Genomic DNA, 20,926 nt, shown 5'->3' on the forward strand with positions numbered 1-20,926 from the left:
CAAACGGCCTATCCCGAGTATGCGCCGCGCGGTCTGTTCTTATCGAGTGATGTTGTGTCCTGGCGCGGATGCGGCGTCCTCGACGAGACGTCGCAACACCGTGACGGCGTCGGCCAGCAACTGACGCTCCGCGGGCCGCAGACGGGCCAACAGCGGACCGATCGCGACCGCACGGTCGACCCGTACCCGGTTGAGTGTGTGCGCCCCCTGCGGGGTGATGCGGATCCGGACCGCCCGGGCATCGCCGGGGTCGGGGGTCCGGCTGACCAGACCGGCTTCCTCCAGCCGACGCACTTGCGTCGTCATCGTCGGCTGCGAGCAATGATCGATCGCGGCCAGCTCGCAGATGCGCGCTTCCCCCTGTGCCTCGATGGTGGCCAGCAACCGCGCCTGGGCCACCGGCAACGGCAGTTGGATGCGCTGGTTAGCCAACCGATTGAGCCGGGCGACCACGGCCAGCAACTCCACCCCCAGAGCGGATCCCGGTTCGATGCCCGCGACGTGACCGCCCCCGGCAGCCTCTGTGGTGGAAGCCGAACCCATGCCCCGATGATTTCATAGATTTGCTATGTAGATCAAGATTGGCTCCCTTGCCCGTTGTGATCGCGTGTGGGCGGGCAAGACCGGCGCCGATAACTGGCAGAATCGGTGGAATGATTGCCGCCGACGCAGCGTCCCCGCCTCGCCGGGGTGGGCCGCTGCGGCCCGGTGAGCTGGCGCAGGCATCGGTCATGGCGGCGCTGTGCGCGGCGACCGCGATCATCGCGGTGGTGGTGCCGTTCGCGGCGGGACTGGCGCTGCTGGGCACCGTGCCCATGGGGTTGCTGGCCTACCGCTACCGGCTGCGCGTCCTGATCGCGGCAACGGTAGCCGCTGGGGTGATCGCTTTCCTGATCTCCGGCATGGGCGGCTTCATGACGGTCATCAACAGCGCCTATATCGGCGGGCTAACCGGGGCGGTCAAACGCCGGCGCCGCGGCACGCCTACCGTGATCGCGGTATCCCTGGTGGCAGGCGTGATTTTCGGCGCTGCGATGGTCGGCGCGTTGGCCGTCCTGGCGCGGCTGCGGCACCTGATCTTCGACACCGTCACCGCCAACGTGAACGGCATCGCCGCGGTGCTCACCCGGGCCCGGCTGAAGGTCGCCGCCGACGATTTGACGCGAGCGGTCGCGACTGCGCTGCATCACTGGCCGCTGCTGATCCTCGGTTTTTTCGTGGCGTCGATCATGGTGATGTCGGTCATCGGTTGGTGGGCATTGTCCCGGGTCATGCAGCGTATGCACGGCATCCCCGACGTGCACAAACTGGATGCGCCGGCCGAGAGCGGGCCGATCGCGCCGGTCCCGGTTCGATTGCACGGGGTGGGTTTTCGTTACCCGGGAAGCGACCAGGACGCGCTTCGCGCAATCAGCCTGGATGTGCAGGTCGGCGAACACGTCGCGGTCACCGGGGCCAACGGCTCCGGGAAGACCACATTGATGCTGATCTTGGCCGGTCGGGAACCGACGTCGGGCCGGGTCGAGCGTGCCGGAGCGGTGGGACTGGGCCGGCCGGGCGGCACCGCGGTCGTGATGCAGCACCCGGAAAGTCAGGTCTTGGGTACGCGGGTCGCCGACGACGTCGTCTGGGGGCTGCCGCCCGAGACGAGGATCGACGTCGACCGGCTACTCGCCGAGGTTGGGCTCGATGGTCTCGCCGAACGCGACACCGGAAGCCTGTCCGGTGGCGAGCTGCAGCGGCTTGCGGTGGCCGCGGCCCTGGCGCGGGAGCCGGCGCTGCTGATCGCCGACGAGGTCACCAGCATGATCGACCAGGCCGGTCGGGATGCCTTACTGGGCATCCTGTGCGGTCTGAAAAAACGGCACCGGACGGCGCTGGTTCACATCACGCACTACAACGCCGAGGCCGCTTCGGCCGACCGCGCGATCAACCTCAGCAACTCGGCGGACAACACCGAGATGGTCGAGGCAAAGGCCGCGCCGGCGGCCGGCCCGGCGGTGACTCACCACCGGTCTGCCCCGCTGCTCGAACTCACCGGCGTCGGCCACGAATACAGCAGCGGCACCCCGTGGGCGAAAACCGCGCTGCGCGACATCAGCTTCGTGGTGGAGCAGGGAGACGGTCTGCTGATTCACGGCGGCAACGGTTCGGGTAAGTCCACCCTGGCGTGGATCATGGCCGGGCTGACAATCCCCACGGCGGGCAGCTGTCTGCTCGACGGTCACCCTACCCACGAACAGGTCGGCGCGGTCGCGCTGTCGTTTCAGGCGGCCCGGCTGCAGCTGATCCGCAGCCGCGTCGACCTGGAAGTGGCTTCCGCCGCCGGCTTCCCGCCCGACGACCACGCCCGCGTGGTGGCGGCGCTGGCCGCCGTGGGCCTGGATGCGGCGCTGGCGAACCGGCGCATCGACCAGCTGAGCGGCGGCCAGATGCGCCGCGTCGTGCTGGCCGGGTTGCTGGCGCGGTCGCCGCGGGCACTGATCCTCGATGAGCCGCTGGCGGGGCTGGACGCGGCCACCGCGCGGGGTTTGCTGCGGCTGCTTGACGATCTGCGCCGCGACCGGGGGTTGACCCTGGTGGTCATTTCCCACGATTTCGCGGGGCTGGAGGAGCTGTGCCCGCGAACCTTGCACTTGCGCGATGGCTCGCTCGAGGCGGCCTCGGCCGCGGCGCGGGGGGTGCCATGACCGCGAGCTCCCCGGCGGGCCACCCGATGGGCCGTAGCTCCCGCCCGGTGGTGTTGTTGCGGCCGGTGCCTGGAAAGTCACCCGTTCACGAGTTGTGGGCGGGAACTAAACTACTTGCCGTCTTTGGTATTTCGGTGCTGCTGACGTTCTATCCGGGATGGGTGACGATCGGCCTGGTGTCGGCGCTGGTTTTGGCTGCGGCCCGGATCGCGCGTATTCCGCGCGGTGCGCTGCCGTCGGTGCCGCGTTGGCTGTGGATCCTGTTGGCCATCGGCGGAATCACGGCCGCGCTGGCCGGCGGCAGTCCGGTGATCGAGTTCGGCGCGGTGTCCGTCGGACTGGGTGGGCTATTGAACTTCCTACGCGTCACGGCGCTCTCGATCGTGCTGCTCGGGTTGGGGGCGATGGTGTCGTGGACCACCAACGTCGCCGACATCGCGCCCGCCGTAGCAGTCTTGGGTCGTCCGCTGCGGGCATTGCGGATTCCGGTCGATGAGTGGGCGGTGGCTTTAGCGTTGGCACTGCGCGCCTTTCCGATGCTGATCGACGAATTCCGGGTGCTCTACGCCGCCCGCCGGTTGCGACCCAAAGAGGTGCCGCGGAGCCGTGGAGCCCGCCGCAAGCGGTGGGCGTTGGACCGGATTGACCTTATCGCCACCGCCCTTACCGTAACGCTGCGACGCGCCGACGAGATGGGCGATGCCATCACCGCCCGTGGCGGCACCGGCCAGATCTCAGTGGCACCATCGCGGCCGAAACTAGCCGACTGGGTGGCACTTTCGGTTGTCGCTGCGGTGAGCGCCACTGCGTTGACAATTGAGTTGATCGTGCTCGCTGCTTAGCAGTTGTTGAGGCAGAAGGTGATTCAGTCCTGGCATGAGTGCGTGCTCAAGGGTCGTCTTCGTCGTCGTGGAGGAGCTTTTCGGGGTGGTGGTAGGCATTCGTTCGCGGTTGGCCATAGTCGAGGTGTGCCGGGGGAAGCCATTCGGTCTCACCGTCGGCACGTTTGCGGGTTTGCCAGCCGCCCTCTTTGACCAGGGGATGATGTTGTCCGCAGCCAAAGGTCAGGCCGTCGACATTCGTTGTGCCGCACTTCGCGTACTCGGTGACGTGGTGCACCTCCGACAGGTAGCCAGGCACGTCGCAGCCGGGGAAGCTACACCCACGGTCCTTGGCGTAGAGCACAATGCGCTGACCTGGTGAAGCCAGACGCTTGCTGTGATACAGCCCGATCGCGCGGCCCTTGTCGAAGATGGCGAGGTAATGATGTGCGTGGCCGGCCAGGCGGATCACGTCGGACATCGGCAGCAGCGACCCGCCGCCGGTCAGCGCGCGCCCCGCGCCGGATTCCAGCTCGCTCAGCGTGGTGGTCACGATGATCGAAGCCGGCAACCCGTTGTGCTGACCCAGCTTTCCGCTGCACAACAGGGCACGCAGGGCGGCATTGAGCCCATCGTGGTTGCGCTGGGCCGCCGAACGGCTGTCGCGTTGAATAGCGTCCTGACCGGGGGACCCGTCCACCGTCGGGGCTTCCTCGTCGGGGTTGGCCATCCCCGGGGCCGCCAGCTTGGCCAGCACCGCCTCGAGCCCCGCGCGCGCCTGCGGGGTGAGCCAGCCCCGCAGCGGTGACATCCCGTCAATGCCTTGCTTGCCCAACGTCAGTCCCCGCCGACGGGCCCGATCCTCATCGGTGAAATCCCCATCGGGATTGACGCAGTCGGCGAGCTTATCCGCGAGCTTGCTCACTTGCTCGGGCCGAAACTGCGCGGAATAGCCGGCCAGTTTGGCCTCGGCTTGCTCCCGGGCCCGGGAATCCACCCAGGCGGGCAACCGGTGCCAGAACCCGCGGATCACAGCCACGTGGCCGGCCCCTACGGTCCCCGACCGCTGCGCGAGGGCGGTGCATGCCAACAGCGGCTGCAGTCGGTCGCCGCTCAGCGCGCGCCGCGGACCCAGGTCCGCGGCCTCATGAATACGCCGTGCGGCCTCCCCGCGGGTGATGCGCAACCGGTCGGCCAGCGCATGGCAGAGCTTGCCGCCCAATTCGTCGTGAGTGGCCTGGGCTTTAATCTCGTTGATCAGTTCGTGTCCCGGGACCGGCAGCCGGCGAGTCTCCTGTTCGAGCAGTTCCAGCAGCCGTAACCGCTCCGGGGTGGTCAGCGCACCGAACGAGAGCCCGACAAGCCGCGACACCGCCGTATGCAGCGCGTCGAAGGCCTCGGCGATCTCCTCGCGGCTACTCGAACCCATATTCGAACGCTAGCGTGTCGGCCTGACATCAAGGAAACGCGACCGGTCAAATGACGAGGATCCGCACGGGCTATCCACAGATACAGATTGATCCCCAGCCACTCTGGCAAGCGAGGCGCCGGCCCATCGGGCATCCGCTACCCACCCAGGCCGGTAACCGATGCTCGCGACCCTATCCGTAAGTAGGAACGAACCGTTGACAGCGACTAACCGTTCGTGCAGACTTACCAATATGCCCGCCTCGGTCGATGTCGTGCTGGATGCCCTTGGGGATCGCACCCGACGTGCGATCCTGGAAAAGCTGGCAGCCGGGCCAACGGCCGTAGGGGTGCTGGCCGAGCAATTGCCGGTTTCGCGGCCGGCGGTGTCGCAGCACTTGCGGGTGCTCAAAGGCGCCGAGCTGGTGGTCGAATCGATCGCTGGAACCCGTCGGCTGTATCGCCTCAACCGATCGGGGCTACAAGTCGTGCGCGACTACTTCGACCGTTTCTGGGAAACGGCTTTGGACAACTTCGCCATCCTGGCGGCGGCCGAAGCGGACGCTGACATCCAAGCGCTTGAGCCGAACCGCGTGCGGTCCGACGAGTGAGGAGCATCAATGGGTACCGAATCAGCGGCAGCCGTGGAGGTTGTCCGATCGATGAACGTTCCGCTGTCGCAGGCGAGGACCTTCGAGTTGTTCACCACGCGCATGACCGAGTTTTGGCCCAAAGAATATTCGATCGGCAGCTCTGAGATCGCCGAAGTGGTGCTCGAACCCGGTAACGGCGGGCGCTGGTTCGAACGCGGCGTCGACGGTAGCGAATGCCAATAGGGTCGGATCGTCGTCTGGGACCCGCCACGAGAAGTCGTGCTGCTCTGGCAGATTGGCGCTGACTGGCGCTTCGATCCCGACTTCGAAACCGAGGTTGAGGTGACCTTCACCGAAGACGGAGCCGATCGCACCCGGCTGCGGTTGCGCCACCGCAACCTACAGCGTTATGGAGACAGTACTGAGCAGATGCGGGCGATCTTCGATCACAAGGATGGCTGGACGGGCACGCTGGTTCGCTTCGTCGACTTCGCCACTGCATCGTCGTCGGGTGCTGCCGAACCCACGCGCCGAAAGTGACGGTTATGATGCGATCGAAGGACCACCGACCCAAGGGCGACACGTTGAGCACCATGCAGCTGGCATGCGAGGAGCGACAAGATTTCGCCGAGCTGCTTACCGGGCTGTCAGCCGAACAGTGGGACCAGCCCAGCTTGTGCGAGGGCTGGCGGGTTCGCGACGTCGTCGCTCATGTGCTGAGTTATGACGAGCTCAGCCCCTTGGGGCTGGTGTGGCGATTCACCCAGGGCGGGTTTATTCCGAACCGTGTCAACGCGATTGGTGTCGCAGAGTACGCCGGTCGATCCCCAGGGCAGCTCACCGAGCTGATGCGTGCCTGTATCCCACCGCGCGGTCTGCCGTCAGGTTTCGGAGGCATGATCGCCCTGGTCGACGGCATGATCCACCAGCAGGACATCCGGCGGCCCCTCGGCATCCCGCGCACGATTCCGCAGCAGCGTCTGCGCGTAGTGCTGGACTATGCGCTTACGGCTCCTGCGGTGCGTGGCGCCAGACGCGCCCGCGGCATGCGGCTGGTAGCAACCGACCTTGACTGGACCCATGGCAGCGGCCCCAAGGTGAGCGGTCCGGGAGAAGCGTTGTTGATGGGCATGGCCGCGCGCCCAGACGCTCTCAATCAACTTTCTGGACCCGGGAAAACTGCTCTGGCCCAACGTATCTGCCCATAGACCGAAGAGCTAGCCGGACTGCTGAGCGTCGCGGCCCACCCCGACGCGTTTGTTTTCAGCTCTGGGGCAGCACGGTGGCCGCCGAGAGGGCGGAATCCACGGTGGCATGCACGGGTAGCAGGTCGCTGAGCCCACAGGCTTTGACGACTCGGGCGACGATCGGCTGGCGGCTCACCATGCGGAGATCCACTCCCCGACGGCGGCAGCGGTACGCCACGTCGGCCAGCACGGCGAACGCGCAACAACCCATGAAATCCACACCGCTCGTGTCGATGACAAAGGGTCCGGGTGGGACCGCTGCGGTGACTGCTTCGTCCAGCAGACGTCGCCACGTGCCCTCGTTGCAGGCGTCGATCTCACCGCCGGCGTGGACCATCACTGCTGAGCCGTTACGCTCCGTGGTTGCCCTCAGAGTGCTGTGTGCATCGCCCAGTTCTGAGGTCAGACGCGTGCTTAGCATCAAGTGGCCGGGAAAAAATTCTGCTGTGGCGAGGTCCATGGCGCACTCCTAATCGACTGGCGCCGAAGCGCCGCGATGGATGCCCGTCCTAAGTGTCCTAAGCGTCTGCAAACAGGATGAAGGCCTGTCCTAACCCATTGATGACAGATTGACACCTGTCCGTGGATGGAAGACAGAACATCACCTTCGCATATATCATTTGTATAACAAGACTCTCGAACTGTCTATCCGAAAGCCTTAAGAATTCGGTAAGCCACACGGGCGGAATGCGGGCCCGCGGTGCGGCGCGATGCGCCTGGCAGGATCCGGGTTATGGCCAATCGGGTTTGCGAGCGTACTCGGCTTCGAGGTCGGCGATGACGCGTGACGTGCGTTCCCGCAGCAAAGCAGCGGCGCCGAGACCAAAGATGACGGCGACGATGAGCGCGATCCATGAGAAACGCTCCAGCCAGCGCTCGGCGGCAACCCCGGCGTAGTAGACGAGGGCGGTGGTGCCGCCGGCCCAGCAGATGGCACCCGAGACATTAGCCGCCAAAAATCGCGGGTAGCGCATTTTCAGGGCACCGGCGAGCGGTCCGGCGAATATTCGCAGCAACGCGATGAAACGCCCGAAGAACACCGCCCGCACGCCCCAGCGATCGAACAGTCGTTCGGCAAACACGACGTGTCCGGGACCGAAGTGCTTCGGAAATCGTCGGGCGAGCCAGTCGAATAGCGGCATCCCGAGCCGGCGACCTACCCCGTAGCCGATCGAGTCACCGAGCGCCGCTCCGAGCACCCCGGCAGCGCCAACGGCAACCGGGTGGACGGCCAGTTCGTGATTGGAGGACAGCAGCGCCGCGCTGACAAGGACGATCTCGCCCGGAAGCGGAACACCCAGGCTTTCGATCCCGACCACGACGCCGACCAGCAGATACACCGTCAGCGGGGGGATCGACTGCAGCAGGGAGTCCACGTTCATGGGTCAAGCATGCCTGATCCCCGGGCGCGCGGGCCGCGCGCCGCCCTCCGGTGGTATCCGATGGGCGCCGGGCGGGCACCGCAGCTCACCGTGGGCGGCGGGCGGGCACCGCAGCATCCGATGGGCGCCGGGCGGGCACCGCAGCTCACCGTGGCGGCCGCTCTCGCCCAGATCGGTAATGTCGACGGAACTCGTTCTGCGCCAACATGATCGGCGAAAACGCCATTCAGGTCGGACTTGGGACCTATCGTAGGACTCCTACGATAATCGACTGGACCGGGTCCTACGAGTAAGGAGTGAAGATGCCGGCACACACCATCCCCGGATACACCTACGGCCAGCCGGACGTGACGCCGTCACCGGTCACCGCACAGGACGTTGACCTTTTGAAGGCGACGCTGCTCTGGAGCGAGGCCGACGAAAACTACCTGCGGATGGCCGGGGAAGTCCTCGCCGATCAGGTCGACGACGTGATCGAGGCGTGGTATGGATTCGTCGGCTCACACAGCCATCTGCTGCACTACTTCACCGGCCGCGATGGCCGGCCGATCGAGGACTACCTGCAGCGGGTGCGGGCGCGATTCGCGCAGTGGGTGCGTGACGTGTGCACGCGGCCCTATGACGGGGATTGGCGCAACTACCAGCATGAGATCGGGTTGCGGCACACCCGGATGAAAAAGAATCAGACCGACCACGTCGACTCGGTCGACCACATCCCGCTGCGCTACCTGGTGGCGTTCGTGTTTCCCATCACCGCCACCATGCGGCCGTTCCTGGCCGGCAAGGGCCACGACGCGGCCACCGTCGACGGCATGCACGCCGCCTGGTTCAAGGCCGTCGTGCTGCACGTGTGCTTGTGGTCGCAGCCCTATGCCGCCGACGCGTGGTGATCACCCGCCCGCCCGCCGACGATGACGATGCCCCGATGCCCGATTCGGACGCTGTGGATGACAAACTGCTGGCGGCGCTCGAGCGTATCGGCCAGGCGCTTCGTGTGCAGCTGTGGGACACGGCCAAACACCACGGCCTGTCGCCCACACAGCTGCAAGTGCTGCTGCGGCTCGGTGCCGACGCGCCGGAGCGCCGGCGCGTCGGCACGTTGGCCGACGAGCTCGATGTCACCCATCCGACGGTCTCCGACGCCGTGGTGGTGTTGCAGCGCAAGGGATTTGTGACCCGGGAAACCGCTACCCGCAGATCCCCGGTGGCGCTCACCGCCGAGGGCCGCTCGTGTGTCGCGGCGGTCGCCGGCTGGGCCGACCGCACCCGTGGCGCGCTGGCGGAACTCTCGGCCGCCGACAAGGAGCACACCCTGCGATTGGCGATGGAGTTGATCGCCGCGCTGCAGCGCAGGGGTGTGATCACCGTCGCGCGAATGTGCGTGACCTGCCGATTTTTTCGCCCTGATGTGCACCTCGATTCCCGCCGACGACATCACTGCGCCCTGCTGGATACGCCTTTGGGCGAAACCGAATTGCGCGTCCACTGCCCTGATCATGAAACCCGCGCGACGGGTTGAGTTTTCCGGTCCACGGTAGTGCCGGGCGGGATCGCGTCCCGGCGCCGTCGTCCGGCCTAAGCCTAAAAGCCTAAAAGCCTGAAATAGGCTTAAAATTCGCAGCTGCCGGCGGCGCAACCCCCGCTGAACGCGGCATCCACGCGCGGCGGCGCAAAGTCGGGTGCCGCCAACGTGAGAACCTGGTCTTCACGGCTGCCGTAGCGGTACACGGTGATGCCTTTGACCTTCGCTTTCCACGCGCCGAGGTAGATGGCCCGGACATCGTCGGGGGTTGCGGTGGCCGGAAGGTTGATGGTCTTGGAGACGGCAGCGTCTACATGGCGTTGCACCGCCGCCTGCATGCGCAAATGCCATTCGGGGGTGACTTCCAGGGCCGTGGGGAAGCAGGCGCGAACCTTCTCGGGAATGTGGGGGTTGGCGCGGATCGTGCCGGTGCGGGCGATCTCGGTGATGAGCTCATCGCTGTAGAAGCCCTGGTCGCGTGCCAAGCGCTCGAAGTAGGAGTTGACCTCCAGCAGGTGGCTGCCAAGCACGGCGCGGACATAGGCGACGGCAAACATCGGCTCGATCCCCGAGGTGGTGCCGGCGATCAGCGAGATGGTTCCGGTCGGGGCCACCGCGGTGAGCTGTGCGTTGCGACGCGGGCTGGTCGGCGCCAGCTTGCTGTCGGCGAAGGCCGGAAAGCATCCCCGGGACCGGGCCAACTCCGCGGACGTGGCGCGGGCAGCCTGCTGAATGTGGCGCGCGATCCGGCCCGCCAGCCGCACCGCTTGCGGGCTGTCGTAGGGGATGCCGAGGCTCGCCAGAAGCTCCGCCAAACCCATCACCCCGAGACCGACCTTGCGGGTGGCTTTGCTGGCCTCGGCGAGTTGGGGGAAGGGATACCTGCTGACGTCGATCACGTCGTCGAGAAACCGCGTCGCCAGCGCCGCGACCTCGGCGAGGCGGTCCCAGTCAATCCTGCCGGCGGTGGTCATCCGCGCCAAGTTGATCGAACCGAGATTGCAGGACTCGTAGGGCAGGAGCGGAACCTCCCCGCACGGGTTGGTCGCTTCGATGCGGCCAAGGTTGGGCACCGGGTTGGCCCGGTTGATGGTGTCCAGGAACAACAGACCGGGATCGCCGCAGGCGTGGGCGGCCTCACAGATCGCGGTGAACAGGTCGGCGGCGTTCACCCGGCCGACGGTCCTGCCGGTGCGGGGATTGACCAGCGGGTGGGTGTCGTGGCGTTCGACGGCACGCATGAAGGCGTCGGTGACGCCGACGGACAGGTTGAACTGCGTCAGGGCTTCGGGCGCGTCGGCCTTGGCGGTGACGAAGTCGTAGATGTCGGGGTGGGTCACGTCCAGCACGGCCATCGACGCGCTGCGGCGCCGGCCGCCCATGCGGACCACGGTTGCGGCGGCGTCGAAGAGCCGCAGGAACGACAGTGGCCCGCTGGCCCTGCCGCCGGTGCCGGCCACCGGGTCCCCCGCGGGACGCAGATGCGAAAAGCTGTACCCGGTGCCCCCGCCAGCCTGATGTATTTCCGCCGCCTGCCCCAGGGTCGCGAAGATCGACCGCAGTGAGTCCGCTACGGGCAGTACGACGCAGGCCGACAGCAGACCCAATGGCGTGCCGGCGTTCATCAGGGTTGGTGAATTCGGGAGAAAATCCAGGCTGCGCAGCAGCGCCGAGAAGCGCTCCGCCCACCGCGCCGAGGATCCCCGCCGGTAGCCATCCTCGGCTGAGGCAACGAAAAACGCTGCGCGGTCCATCATTTCACCGGTCGACTCCACCGGCTTGCCGTTTTCGTCCCGCCGCAGATAGCGTTCCCGCAGCACGGTCACCGCGGCGAGGCTCAGCTTGAGCTCGTCGCGCACCTCCAGTAGCGCCTTGGTGGCCCGCAGTTCCGCGCGCCGTTGCCGGTAGATGATGTAGGCGCGCGCGACATCGCCGTACCCGGCCGAGTTGAGCTGCTGCTCGACCAGATCCTGGATGTCCTCGACGGTGATCGGCGGTCCCTGCGGCCGGCGGGCCAGGGTGTCGGCGACGGCTTTGGCCACGGTGGGCGCCAACCCGGGATCGGCGCGTCCCGCTTCGCGCGCGGCGCGCGTCACCGCGGCCTCGATGCGCGAGAGATCAAACGCCACCACGCGCCCGTCCCGGCGCCGAACCTTGGTCGGCCACGCCGCCGTGTGCTGCGCGGTTTTCACCGGTCGTCCCTTCAGCCTTGCACCTTTCAGCTTCGCACTTTCAGCCTCGCACTTCGATGGGCCGAGTTTGGTCGCCCGGGCAGGCGGCAGCTAATCGGCCGGGCCGGCGTCCGGGCCGGCAACCAGGTCGGCGATGGCGGGGTCGCGGCGCACGATGGCATCGGCCAGATCGGTCAGTTTCTGGTTGCGGGTATGGGCGTGGGTGCGCAGCAGGTCAAACGCCTCGCTGACGGTGACGCCGGCGCGTTGGGCCAGGATCCCTTTTGCTTGTTCGACGGCCAGCCTGTTATGCAGCGCGGTCTGGAGTTGTTCGGTGAGCAGCTCGCGCTGGCGCATGGCGCGTTCGTGCAGCAGCCCGATAGCGGCCACGTCGGATAAGGCCTGGGCGACGGCAAGAAGTTCGTCGTTGAGACCACCGGGTGTCGCGGTGAACAGGTTCATGGCCCCAATGACCTTATCGCGCAGCCTCATCGGAAACGCATACGCCCCGGCGCAGCCGGCATCGAGGGCGAAGGGACCAAACCGCGGCCACCGACCGGAGTCGATCGACAGATCGGGGCAGCTCACGGGGTGACCGCTGCGATAGCAGTCCAGGCACGGACCCTCGGCGGTCTGTGCCTGAAGCAGCTCAAGCATCCGGGCCCGCTCGTTGGACGCCGCGATGAGGTTGAGGCCACCGTGATTGTCGGCCAGCAGTAGCGCGACCGCCTCCACCCCAAGGGCCCGCTGACTGCGCACGGTCACCAGGTGCAGAAAGTCGATCAGGTCGAAGTCGGCGACAAGGGTGTCGACGAGTTCGACGAATGTTGTTGCGACAGTTGGCTGCGCGCCCGTCATGGGTATCCTTTCCGATCGTGGCCGGTCGCGGGGTCATCGGGGTGGAATCGCAGCCGTCGTTCCACCACGGAGCGGGCGACAGCGGTGAGCTGCTGACCGTGACCGTAGGCGTGGGCGCGCAGTCGCACCAGCGCGTCGAGCACCGATATGCCGAGTTGTTCTGACACCATCCCGGCGGCCTGGTGAACCTCGGCGTGCCATAGCGTCGGCCCGTCCGTGGTTGCGGTGCCGGCATCCATCGGGGTGGCGATGCCGCTGCGGGAATCCAGCACCAGCAGCAGCGCGGTGTCGGCATAGATCAAAGCGTCCAGGAGTTGGTCGTGGGTGAGTTCGCGTGGGGTGTCATGGTAGAGATCGAGCACCCCCACCCGGATGGCACCCAGCGCGAGCGGAAGGCTATACAGGGCGCGCACGCCGATCCGGGTCATCTCGGGGGCAAACGTCGGCCATCGCCGGATGCTCGTCGGAGAGGCTAAATCATCACCGATGATCGGCATGCCCGAGTCCAGCGCGTCGATCGCCGGGCCCTGGCCCACCGTCGCCTGCAGCTCCTCCACCTCGGCGGCACGCCCGTCAGTGGTGTACACGGGTTCTAAGGTTCTCATGTCAGTGGTGAGCACCAGACCCGCGCCGCTGACGGCGACCGCGTCCACACATGCGTGGCACGCATGCCCCGGTGATACCGGCGCCGCCTCGCGGCGGGCGCGCAGCACGATCGTCATCCAGACCCGCGAGGCACGGTCACCATCTATCACTACCCACCCCGCTGTCCGCGATAACCCGCCCCAGTCCTTTCAAGGTGACGCTAAGAATAGCCATTCGGCACGCGCCACCCCGCGGTGGAGACACAACCGTACACGGATTACCGGCCGGGAATCGCCGGCTGGGCGGAAATCGCCTTGACAAACTCGACGATAGCGTGCTCAGGAAGATGCCGCGCGATGTCGGCTTCGCTGACAATACCCACCAGACGGTGGTTTTCGATCACCGGCAACCTGCGAACCTGGTGCTCTTCCATAACGGTGAGCAGTTCTTCAACGCTGGCGTCGACATCGACGTAATAGGGGGTTCCCTGGGCGAGCTCGCCAACGGTCATCAGCTGGGGATCGTGGCCCTCGGCCAGACACTTGATGACGATATCGCGGTCGGTGATCATTCCGTGCAGCCGATCGTCGTCACCGCAGATCGGTAAAGCGCCTACGCCCAGCTCACGCATCTGTCGAGCTGCGGCGCCCAGAGTTTCGTGCTCACCGATGCAGGCGGCTCCGGCATGCATGATGTCGCGGGCGGTGGTCATGGCGTTCTCCTCATCGCTGACCCGAGGGGGTGTTTCGGTTGCGGTCTCACGGTATTACGGGGTCGGTGCGCTTCCTAGGGCCGTTAGGCCCTCCCGCCCACAGACCTTTGACAGCGCGTGACAGCGCGGGTGGGTTGGTCGACCGTCGACCATGCTCGCGGTGACCTTCGGCCCTACGACGGGCACTCGCGACGGCGTAACAACGAAGGTGTGCGACACAAACCTGATTCACCGGCAGTTCTCGACGTCGAGGTGACAACCCACGGACAGCTGTCCGACGGGGTGGACTATGCACGGCGAAAAATCGGTGCGCTGGGCCGCTTTACGCATCAACCCGTACTTCACGCTCATGTCAAACTGGGTCGGCACGCCGATCCGGCGGTGCCCCGCAGGGTGATCGCCCAGGCGAACCTCGACGTCAACGGCAGGCTGGTGCGCGCCCAGGTGGAGGGCGCGACCACGCGCGAGGCGATCGACCGACTCGAGGCGCGGCTGCGCCATCAGCTGGAACACGTGGCCGAACACTGGGAGGCCCGTCGGGGCAAGATGCCGTCCGGACAACCGCATGAGTGGCGCCACCAGGCCGAGCCCGCGCACCGGCCGAGCTATTTTCCCAGGCCGCCGGAGCAACGCCAGATCATCCGGCACAAGTCGTTCACCCTGGGCACCCTCTCGGTCGATGAGGCCGCCGAGGAGATGGAGCTGCTGGACTACGACTTTCACTTGTTCACCGAGAAGGGCACGCGGCAGGCCAGCGTGCTGTACCGGGCGGGGTCAACCGGGTACCGTCTCGCGCAGGTAAAGCCGTCGCCGCAAGAGCTGGCGCCGCACGAGTTGCCGGTAACCGTCAGCTCGCAGCCACCCCCGCGGATCACGGTGCAGGAGGCCGTCGAGCGGCTGTCCTTGCTGGGGCTGCCGTTCTTGTTCTTCATCGATGCGGCGGAAGGTCGCGCCGGCGTCCTGTATCACCGCTACGACGGGCACTACGGGCTTATCAGCCCTGCCGGGTGATGCGGCAGGCGCGCACAACACGTAATTGTGTCGACGCGTAATCGTGTCGGGTTACCGGGCTCTGCGTCGTTACGCTGCGCGGGGCAGACCCGGCGGCGAGCCTGCCGCCTCTGACGTCGGCCGGCCTGGGGCGGGTGCCCAACCGACGTAGGTCAGGTACACACCTACCAGGGCCAAAGCGATGCAGATCGTCACCCACCAGGCCTTCGCGTCAAGCATGCTGTTGGCTACCGAAACAAAGGTCTTTGGAAAGGCGAGCAGGAGTAGCCCCCGCAGTCCGACGAGCCAGCCGAGCAGGGACACGATGATCGCAGCGGTACCTCGCCAATATTGGTGCAACGCGATGATGACGAGCCCGAACAGCAGTACAAAGGCACCTGCCACCCAGGACCACAGCGAACTCGCCGCGAACTCCGCCACCACCGAGCGCATGTCCCCGGTACGCACCACAGCCATGACATCGACGATGATGAGGAAGGGGCCGAGTACACGGGCGAACATCCGCGTCGTGGTCTGCGACTGTTGCGAAGGGCTCATGGCCTTACCTCCCTTGGGCTCTTGCCGTTCAAGATCCTTACCGGTATCGGACCATTGGCCGAAGCGCCGCGATAGGGACCGAAGTCCCATCATGCGGGACGGTGGTCAGCTCGGCATGCCGCGGCCGGGACCGCGGTGTCCCACGCGTTCGTCGGACAACGCTCACACGGACGGATACCTCGTCTGGCCGAAAGGGCCGTAGGACCACCCCGTCGGGGATCAATGCCTCTGACCCGGGCATGCCCGGTCATCTACCCTGATCGGCATAATGCTCGCCGCATCCGATGCCGGGAGGAAGAGTAGCGAAATGTCCGGTCGCAGTACGCATCCGGGAGTTGTGGTCGGTGTCGACGGATCCGCGTCTGCACGCAACGCCGTACGTTGGGCCGCACGCGAGGCGGTGATGCGCCACGTTCCCCTCACCCTCGTTCACGCCCTTGCCGCGACGGCGGTGAGTTCGTCCAGATCAGGGTGGCAGCCCGCGGCACCCATTCCCGCCGAGCTGTGGCCACGACAAGAGGACGAGGCCCGCAAGACAATCGCCGATGCGGCCAGGGTTGTCGAGGACAGCGTGGATCAGGCGGTGACCCCCCAGACCGACACCGAATTGGTGTATTCACCGCCCGTTCCCGCACTCGTGGACCTTTCCAAGGAAGCTCAACTGATAGTGGTCGGGTGCCGCGGCAAGAGCGCGTTACACCGCACCCTGCTCGGCTCGGTGAGCACCGGGTTGGTTCATCACGCACGCCGCGCGGACTCCGGGATCGTGGCGCGCCGGCAATAATCCCGACTGCCGAGAAGGCGCTGTCGGCGTCCGGGGTCTGGAGCTAGGGCCGGTCCTCGGTAACCGCTCGTCGCGGGCCGGTAAGCCCGTCAGCCGCAGCATATCGCAGCAATGCCCCGATTCCGTCGGCTGGTGCTATCCGGCGGTCGGCCCTGACTAACGAGGCGTCGACGGCGATAGCGGCGAACGGCAAGGCCTCGTCGGCCCGCGCCACCCGTTGCACCGGTTCCCCGAGTTCGGACAGCGTGTCGGGATCGGTGGCGACCGTGGTGCGCGCGTTGCCGGTGACCACGGTGGCATCGCCGAGATCGCCGACGATCAGGGTGTCGACGTCGCCGCTGCGCAGGGCCGCGCACACCGGCGCCAACCCTTCGGCCGCCAGCCCCGACCGGCGTCCTAGTTCGGCTTGGAATCGCTTCGCAACATCGGCGGCCGCAGCTCGCCGCCGCCGGGTGAACTCCGCCTGGATCAGGTCCCGGACCTCATCCTCGGTGGTACGTCCGTCGCGCGCCCCGTGAGGCAACTGCGCTACTCGCGCGGCAACGCGCTCGGGCAGTTCTGAAAGCAGATCCGTGCGCGACCGTATCTCCCCGCACACGAACACCACTTCGGGGTCGGCTTCGTCGACCAGTCGCGTGAGATGGTCGGCGACCGCGCGGATGTTCATACGGCGGGCTTCCTCGGTCGTGTGCTGATAGTCGCCGTAGCCGGTCCACCCTGCGGTGACCGGTTTATGCACCGGATAGCCGCCGCCGTCGACGGTCTCGGTCCTGGTGGTCTCGTCGTGGTGGAGCGTGACATCGGCACCGGTGTGGTCCACCGAGGCGAATAGGTACGTTGGCCAGCGCATCTCTTGATCGATCAACGGCACGATGTAGGGGTAATCCGATACCCGCACCACCGTGGCCGGCGGCGGGATGAGCAGGTATTCGTCGACGAGCACCTGATCGTCGGCCGCGATCAGCGCGCGGCCGCGCCGGCCAACCGGCGGTCGGTGGTGTAAGACAGCATTTTCCAGCCTGCCAACGACTTTCACGTTCGCTCCCTGCTCCTCGAGGCGCATGCGGATGTCGCGCCACTCGGCTTCGCGCCGCTCGACGGCATCCAGGGAGTCGTGTGAGTCATCGAAAAATACCGATGCGAAAGGCCCGTGCGCACGTGCCAGGGGCCGGAAGCGTGCCGTTTGCATCTCGCCCTCTTTGCCCTCTCTTATGTCGTGTGGTCGCCGCGCACCCGGTTGGGTGGATGGTCAAACCCTATCCACATATAGGCCGATAACTCAGGAGCCGAAAGGCCCCTTGCCGGGCGGGCGGAAGTCCCTGGCGGGCCATCGGCCGGGCGGCACATTCGTCGGGGCCAACTTTCTCGCGATTCCGCGCCTGGCCGCGACCGGCGAAGAACACAATGGGAAGTGTGCGCATCGTCTCGGGAGCTAACGGAGTGCCCGGTGACCTTCGCTTACTCCGCCACCGAAGCTGCCCACGCCTCGAACTTGGCGGCGCTTTTCCGTAGCCGGGTCGCGGCCACGCCGGACAAGGAAGCGTTTCGCTACCCCGACGACGCGCGGTGGGTCTCGATGACGTGGCGAGACACCGCGGCCCGGGGTGTGACCGCCACGTCCTACGAGGAGCTGGTCAGGGCCGCGCCGGTGCGCGAGTTGGTTGCGGAACATGTCGGCAGGCTTAACGCCGGGCTGAACAGGTGGGAGACCATCAAAAAGTGGGCGTTGCTGGAGCGCGATTTGACCGTCGAGTGCGTGAGCGCCACGCACTGGCCGCGAAAGTGCAACTGCCGACGTATTTCCTGAGTAGAAGCGTCGGGGATCGCACTTTCGCGGCAAATCGGTTGTCGTGCCCACCGACCTTGCCTAGGGTTGAGCGGGGCCGCCCAAGGGCACGCGCCGAGAGGTAAGGAGAACGGTGGAAAATGCAGCTAGCAATGGTCGGTTTGGGACGGATGGGCGCAAACATCGTCCGTCGTCTGGTCAAAGGCGGTCATGAATGCGTGGTCTATGACCACAACCCGGCCGCCGTTGAGGCGATGGCGGGTGAAGACCACACCACCGCGGTGTCATCGCTCCAGGAGCTGGCCGAAAAGCTCAGCGCCCCGAGGGTCGTCTGGGTGATGGTGCCTGCGGGGGAAATCACGACCGGGGTGATCAAAGAGCTGGCCGAAACATTGGCACCCGGGGACATCGTCATCGACGGTGGCAACTCCTACTATCGCGACGACATCCGGCACGCAAAGATCCTTTCCGAAAGGGGGATTCGCCTCCTTGACTGCGGCACCAGCGGTGGGGTTTGGGGCCGGGAGCGCGGCTACTGCCTGATGATCGGTGGGGACGCGGACGCGTTTGCACATGCCGAGCCGATCTTCGCCGCGGTTGCACCCGGGGTTGCTGCCGCACCGCGAACGCCGGGCCGAGACGGCGAGGTCGCGCAATCGGAGAAGGGCTACCTGCATTGTGGGCCCAACGGGGCCGGGCATTTTGTCAAGATGGTGCACAACGGTATCGAGTACGGGATGATGGCTTCGCTTGCCGAGGGCTTAAATATCCTGCGTAATGCCGACATCGGCATGCGCGTCAACAAGGGCGGGGGCGACGCAGAGACCGCACCGCTGACCGATCGCGAGTTCTACCGATACACCTTCGACATCCCCGAAGTAGCCGAGCTGTGGCGGCGCGGCAGCGTGATCGCTTCCTGGCTTCTGGATTTGACGGCAATCGCGCTGCGCCAATCGCCTGAGCTCGCCGACTTCACGGGACGGGTCTCCGACTCCGGCGAGGGCCGCTGGACCGCGATCGCGGCCATCGACGAGGGTGTGCCTGCGCCGGTGCTCACCTCGGCGCTGTATTCCCGTTTCGCCTCGCGGCGTCTCGACGAATTCGCCGACAAGGCGCTTTCGGCGATGCGTAAACAGTTCGGCGGCCACGATGAGAAACCCGCTGACTGACGTCGCCGAACACCTTTGTGGCGTTAACGGTTTCCGGGAGGTGAGGGTTGCGCGGCCGTCGACCGATGTCTGATGATGCGCCGGCACGCCACACCCCTGATATGAGGATGGCAAGAGTTCGTTGGCATCCGTTGGCCGAAGACCCTCTGGGTTGGCGGGCCAGCGACCAGCGCCAACGCTGAACCTTCACGGTGCCTCCCGCACCGTGTGGCTCTACCGGTCAGCACCCGTTTCCTGCAGGCAACCCACGTTCACATGTGAGTGGAAGCCCTGGCCCCCATACCGTCTAACGCTACCGATGACGGGCGCTCGGCACGTAGCGTTGCACCGTAGGGCGTGGGTACGCACCGGCCGGGCGCCGTCGAACAGGAGCAGACATGGCAGATGACGCTGGCACCCGTGACCCGAACACCAGCGGGTCGACGGCACCGTCCCCCGACGGTCCTGAGGGCGACCCGATCACCGCGGCCCGCGGCGGGCAACCGCTCCCCGCCGAGCGGTGGATGCTGGCCGCCGGGCTGATAGCGGTGACAGTGTTGGCGGGGTTGGCCGCCTGGCTCGGCGTCCGCGGGTACCAGGCCCGGGCCGCCGAGGCTGAGCGCAACCTATTCCTGCAGGTGGCGCGCCAATGTGCGGTGAACCTCAGCACCGTGGACTACGAACATGCCGACACCGATGTGCAGCGCATTCTCGACTTGGCGACCGGCAGGTTTTATGACACTTTCTCCCGCCAGTCGAAGGCCTACGTGGACACCGTCCGGCAAGCGCGGTCGAAGTCGGTGGGCACGGTGACCGAGGCCGGACTTGAGCCCGAAACGGGTGGCCACGCCCGAGTATTGGTGGCGGTGCGGGTGAAGGCATTGAGCCCGGAGCCGGGGGAGGAGCAGCCGCAGGACTGGCGGCTGCGGATCACGGTGCAGAAGACCGGCGACGGGGCGAAGGTGTCCAACGTCGTCTTCGTGCAGTGACCGGGCCGCGGCTCGGTGAGCCCGACGCGGCGGCGAGACCCGCCGGGTCCGCCCGGCGCGCCTCCTGGTCGCGGGTGCTGGGTTGCGGCGTGCTTCCCGCGGCGGCGCTGCTGCTCGCGGTGGCGACGGGCTTCTTGAGGTGGCAGGATTCCTCGATCCGCGATGTCGACATCGACCGCATTGAATCGGTGACGGCCGCAAAGGAAATCACCATTGCGTTACTATCTTTCCGGCCCGACACCATCGAGCAGGATGTCCAGGCCGTGCGTCATCGGTTGACCGGTGACTTTCGTGAAACCTACACACAGGTGACTCGCGACGTGCTGATTCCCAACACCAAAGAAAGGCAGATCTCCGCGGTCGCCCGGGTTCCCGGGGCGGCGTCGGTATCGGTGTCCGGGAACCACGCGGTGGTCCTGGTGTTCGTCGATCAGACCGTCGTTGTGGGGACCTCCCCGCCAGCGGGCACCGCTTCCAGCGTCCGGGTGACGCTTGACAAGGTCGGCGGGCGCTGGCTGATCTCCGGGTTCGATCAGCTTTAAGGTCGCAGCGTGAGGAGCCGTAACGAGACCAACCACTATGAACCACTATGACACGAGCCAGTCCGGCTCCGCACGCGATCGATCCTTGCTTCCTCGGGTGGTCGGCTGCCGCAGGGCGGCAATCAGTCGTGGAGCGATCTT

25 protein-coding genes are annotated in these 20,926 nt (G+C 66.4%); 15 read left to right on the forward strand and 10 right to left on the reverse strand.

From position 1 onward, the window contains the following. Window positions 1-39: 39 nt before the first annotated feature. Entirely contained in the window at window positions 40-543 is a 504-nt protein-coding gene (locus tag QJR12_RS07225) for a MarR family transcriptional regulator (protein ID WP_300580188.1), read from the reverse strand. 110 nt (window positions 544-653) lie between these two features. On the opposite strand from QJR12_RS07225, the gene QJR12_RS07230 reads away from it, so the two are divergent. Together QJR12_RS07230 and QJR12_RS07235 are read left to right on the forward strand one after the other, a co-directional pair. After that, window positions 654-2,690, forward strand: coding sequence for an ATP-binding cassette domain-containing protein (locus tag QJR12_RS07230; RefSeq protein ID WP_300580190.1), 2,037 nt, complete (start codon window positions 654-656; stop codon window positions 2,688-2,690). Continuing rightward, the gene (locus QJR12_RS07235) at window positions 2,687-3,532 is read left to right on the forward strand and encodes an energy-coupling factor transporter transmembrane protein EcfT (RefSeq protein WP_300580192.1); all 846 of its coding nucleotides are present in this window, start codon (window positions 2,687-2,689) and stop codon (window positions 3,530-3,532) included. Before QJR12_RS07230 ends, QJR12_RS07235 begins: the two co-directional genes overlap by 4 nt. Before the next feature lie 46 nt (window positions 3,533-3,578). Here QJR12_RS07235 and QJR12_RS07240 read toward each other — a convergent pair whose 3' ends face one another. Then, entirely contained in the window at window positions 3,579-4,940 is a 1,362-nt protein-coding gene (locus QJR12_RS07240) for an HNH endonuclease signature motif containing protein (RefSeq protein ID WP_300580193.1), read from the reverse strand. Between the two features lie 232 nt (window positions 4,941-5,172). On the opposite strand from QJR12_RS07240, the gene QJR12_RS07245 reads away from it, so the two are divergent. Genes QJR12_RS07245 through QJR12_RS07260 form a run of 4 tightly spaced genes read left to right on the forward strand, consistent with a single transcriptional unit; the run spans window position 5,173 to window position 6,719 of the window. Further along, a complete protein-coding gene (locus QJR12_RS07245) occupies window positions 5,173-5,529 on the forward strand; it encodes a metalloregulator ArsR/SmtB family transcription factor (RefSeq protein ID WP_300580195.1) in 357 nt (118 codons plus the stop codon). Window positions 5,530-5,538: 9 nt separating this feature from the next. After that, the gene (locus QJR12_RS07250) at window positions 5,539-5,754 is read left to right on the forward strand and encodes a hypothetical protein (RefSeq protein WP_300580196.1); all 216 of its coding nucleotides are present in this window, start codon (window positions 5,539-5,541) and stop codon (window positions 5,752-5,754) included. Between the two features lie 6 nt (window positions 5,755-5,760). After that, window positions 5,761-6,051: an SRPBCC domain-containing protein gene (locus tag QJR12_RS07255; protein WP_300580483.1), complete on the forward strand. Its 291-nt coding sequence runs from the start codon at window positions 5,761-5,763 to the stop codon at window positions 6,049-6,051. A 53-nt stretch (window positions 6,052-6,104) separates the two neighbouring features. Beyond that, window positions 6,105-6,719, forward strand: coding sequence for a maleylpyruvate isomerase family mycothiol-dependent enzyme (locus QJR12_RS07260; RefSeq protein WP_300580486.1), 615 nt, complete (start codon window positions 6,105-6,107; stop codon window positions 6,717-6,719). A 55-nt stretch (window positions 6,720-6,774) separates the two neighbouring features. Here QJR12_RS07260 and QJR12_RS07265 read toward each other — a convergent pair whose 3' ends face one another. Next, complete coding sequence (locus QJR12_RS07265; protein WP_300580198.1) at window positions 6,775-7,218, reverse strand: anti-sigma factor antagonist; 444 nt, start codon at window positions 7,216-7,218, stop codon at window positions 6,775-6,777. Between the two features lie 271 nt (window positions 7,219-7,489). Further along, window positions 7,490-8,140, reverse strand: a complete 651-nt coding sequence (locus tag QJR12_RS07270) for a DedA family protein (protein WP_300580200.1) — start codon at window positions 8,138-8,140, stop codon at window positions 7,490-7,492. Window positions 8,141-8,149: 9 nt separating this feature from the next. Here QJR12_RS07270 and QJR12_RS07275 point away from each other — a divergent pair, with 9 nt between their 5' ends. From QJR12_RS07275 to QJR12_RS07285, 3 genes are all read left to right on the forward strand, one after another. Further along, the gene (locus QJR12_RS07275) at window positions 8,150-8,350 is read left to right on the forward strand and encodes a hypothetical protein (RefSeq protein WP_300580202.1); all 201 of its coding nucleotides are present in this window, start codon (window positions 8,150-8,152) and stop codon (window positions 8,348-8,350) included. 92 nt (window positions 8,351-8,442) lie between these two features. Next, window positions 8,443-9,030 (forward strand): protoglobin domain-containing protein, encoded by a 588-nt coding sequence (locus QJR12_RS07280; protein ID WP_300580203.1) that lies wholly within the window; start codon window positions 8,443-8,445, stop codon window positions 9,028-9,030. Window positions 9,031-9,065: 35 nt separating this feature from the next. After that, window positions 9,066-9,659, forward strand: coding sequence for a MarR family winged helix-turn-helix transcriptional regulator (locus QJR12_RS07285; RefSeq protein ID WP_300580204.1), 594 nt, complete (start codon window positions 9,066-9,068; stop codon window positions 9,657-9,659). Window positions 9,660-9,748: 89 nt separating this feature from the next. Here the strand turns inward: QJR12_RS07285 and QJR12_RS07290 are convergent, their stop codons facing one another. The 4 genes from QJR12_RS07290 to QJR12_RS07305 all read right to left on the reverse strand — a co-directional run bounded on the left by QJR12_RS07290 (window position 9,749) and on the right by QJR12_RS07305 (window position 13,988). Beyond that, window positions 9,749-11,854 carry an adenosylcobalamin-dependent ribonucleoside-diphosphate reductase gene (locus QJR12_RS07290; protein WP_300580206.1) on the reverse strand — a complete coding sequence of 702 codons (2,106 nt, stop codon included), beginning with the start codon at window positions 11,852-11,854 and terminating at the stop codon, window positions 9,749-9,751. 90 nt (window positions 11,855-11,944) lie between these two features. Then, entirely contained in the window at window positions 11,945-12,691 is a 747-nt protein-coding gene (locus QJR12_RS07295) for a GAF and ANTAR domain-containing protein (RefSeq protein ID WP_300580208.1), read from the reverse strand. Continuing rightward, window positions 12,688-13,413, reverse strand: a complete 726-nt coding sequence (locus QJR12_RS07300) for a GAF and ANTAR domain-containing protein (protein WP_300580210.1) — start codon at window positions 13,411-13,413, stop codon at window positions 12,688-12,690. The genes QJR12_RS07295 and QJR12_RS07300 overlap by 4 nt, the downstream gene beginning before the upstream one ends. A 140-nt stretch (window positions 13,414-13,553) precedes the next feature. Then, complete coding sequence (locus QJR12_RS07305) at window positions 13,554-13,988, reverse strand: CBS domain-containing protein (protein WP_300580212.1); 435 nt, start codon at window positions 13,986-13,988, stop codon at window positions 13,554-13,556. Between the two features lie 210 nt (window positions 13,989-14,198). Between QJR12_RS07305 and QJR12_RS07310 the strand changes: the two genes are divergently transcribed. Beyond that, window positions 14,199-14,999 (forward strand): HPF/RaiA family ribosome-associated protein, encoded by an 801-nt coding sequence (locus QJR12_RS07310; RefSeq protein ID WP_300580213.1) that lies wholly within the window; start codon window positions 14,199-14,201, stop codon window positions 14,997-14,999. 69 nt (window positions 15,000-15,068) lie between these two features. On the opposite strand, the gene QJR12_RS07315 is transcribed toward QJR12_RS07310, so the two are convergent. After that, window positions 15,069-15,536: a hypothetical protein gene (locus QJR12_RS07315; protein ID WP_300580215.1), complete on the reverse strand. Its 468-nt coding sequence runs from the start codon at window positions 15,534-15,536 to the stop codon at window positions 15,069-15,071. Between the two features lie 307 nt (window positions 15,537-15,843). Between QJR12_RS07315 and QJR12_RS07320 the strand changes: the two genes are divergently transcribed. Further along, window positions 15,844-16,320, forward strand: coding sequence for a universal stress protein (locus QJR12_RS07320; protein ID WP_300580217.1), 477 nt, complete (start codon window positions 15,844-15,846; stop codon window positions 16,318-16,320). Between the two features lie 43 nt (window positions 16,321-16,363). On the opposite strand, the gene QJR12_RS07325 is transcribed toward QJR12_RS07320, so the two are convergent. Beyond that, window positions 16,364-17,509, reverse strand: coding sequence for a hypothetical protein (locus QJR12_RS07325; RefSeq protein WP_300580219.1), 1,146 nt, complete (start codon window positions 17,507-17,509; stop codon window positions 16,364-16,366). 258 nt (window positions 17,510-17,767) lie between these two features. Here QJR12_RS07325 and QJR12_RS07330 point away from each other — a divergent pair, with 258 nt between their 5' ends. The 4 genes from QJR12_RS07330 to QJR12_RS07345 all read left to right on the forward strand — a co-directional run bounded on the left by QJR12_RS07330 (window position 17,768) and on the right by QJR12_RS07345 (window position 20,785). After that, window positions 17,768-18,127 (forward strand): hypothetical protein, encoded by a 360-nt coding sequence (locus QJR12_RS07330; protein WP_300580221.1) that lies wholly within the window; start codon window positions 17,768-17,770, stop codon window positions 18,125-18,127. Window positions 18,128-18,246: 119 nt separating this feature from the next. Next, a complete protein-coding gene (gnd, locus tag QJR12_RS07335; RefSeq protein WP_300580223.1) occupies window positions 18,247-19,275 on the forward strand; it encodes a phosphogluconate dehydrogenase (NAD(+)-dependent, decarboxylating) in 1,029 nt (342 codons plus the stop codon). Window positions 19,276-19,652: 377 nt separating this feature from the next. Beyond that, window positions 19,653-20,243, forward strand: coding sequence for a mammalian cell entry protein (locus QJR12_RS07340; RefSeq protein WP_300580224.1), 591 nt, complete (start codon window positions 19,653-19,655; stop codon window positions 20,241-20,243). Then, window positions 20,240-20,785 carry a hypothetical protein gene (locus QJR12_RS07345; protein ID WP_300580226.1) on the forward strand — a complete coding sequence of 182 codons (546 nt, stop codon included), beginning with the start codon at window positions 20,240-20,242 and terminating at the stop codon, window positions 20,783-20,785. Before QJR12_RS07340 ends, QJR12_RS07345 begins: the two co-directional genes overlap by 4 nt. Window positions 20,786-20,926 lie beyond the last annotated feature (141 nt).

It is taken from the genome of Mycobacterium sp. (assembly GCF_029961025.1).
Classification (GTDB): domain Bacteria; phylum Actinomycetota; class Actinomycetes; order Mycobacteriales; family Mycobacteriaceae; genus Mycobacterium.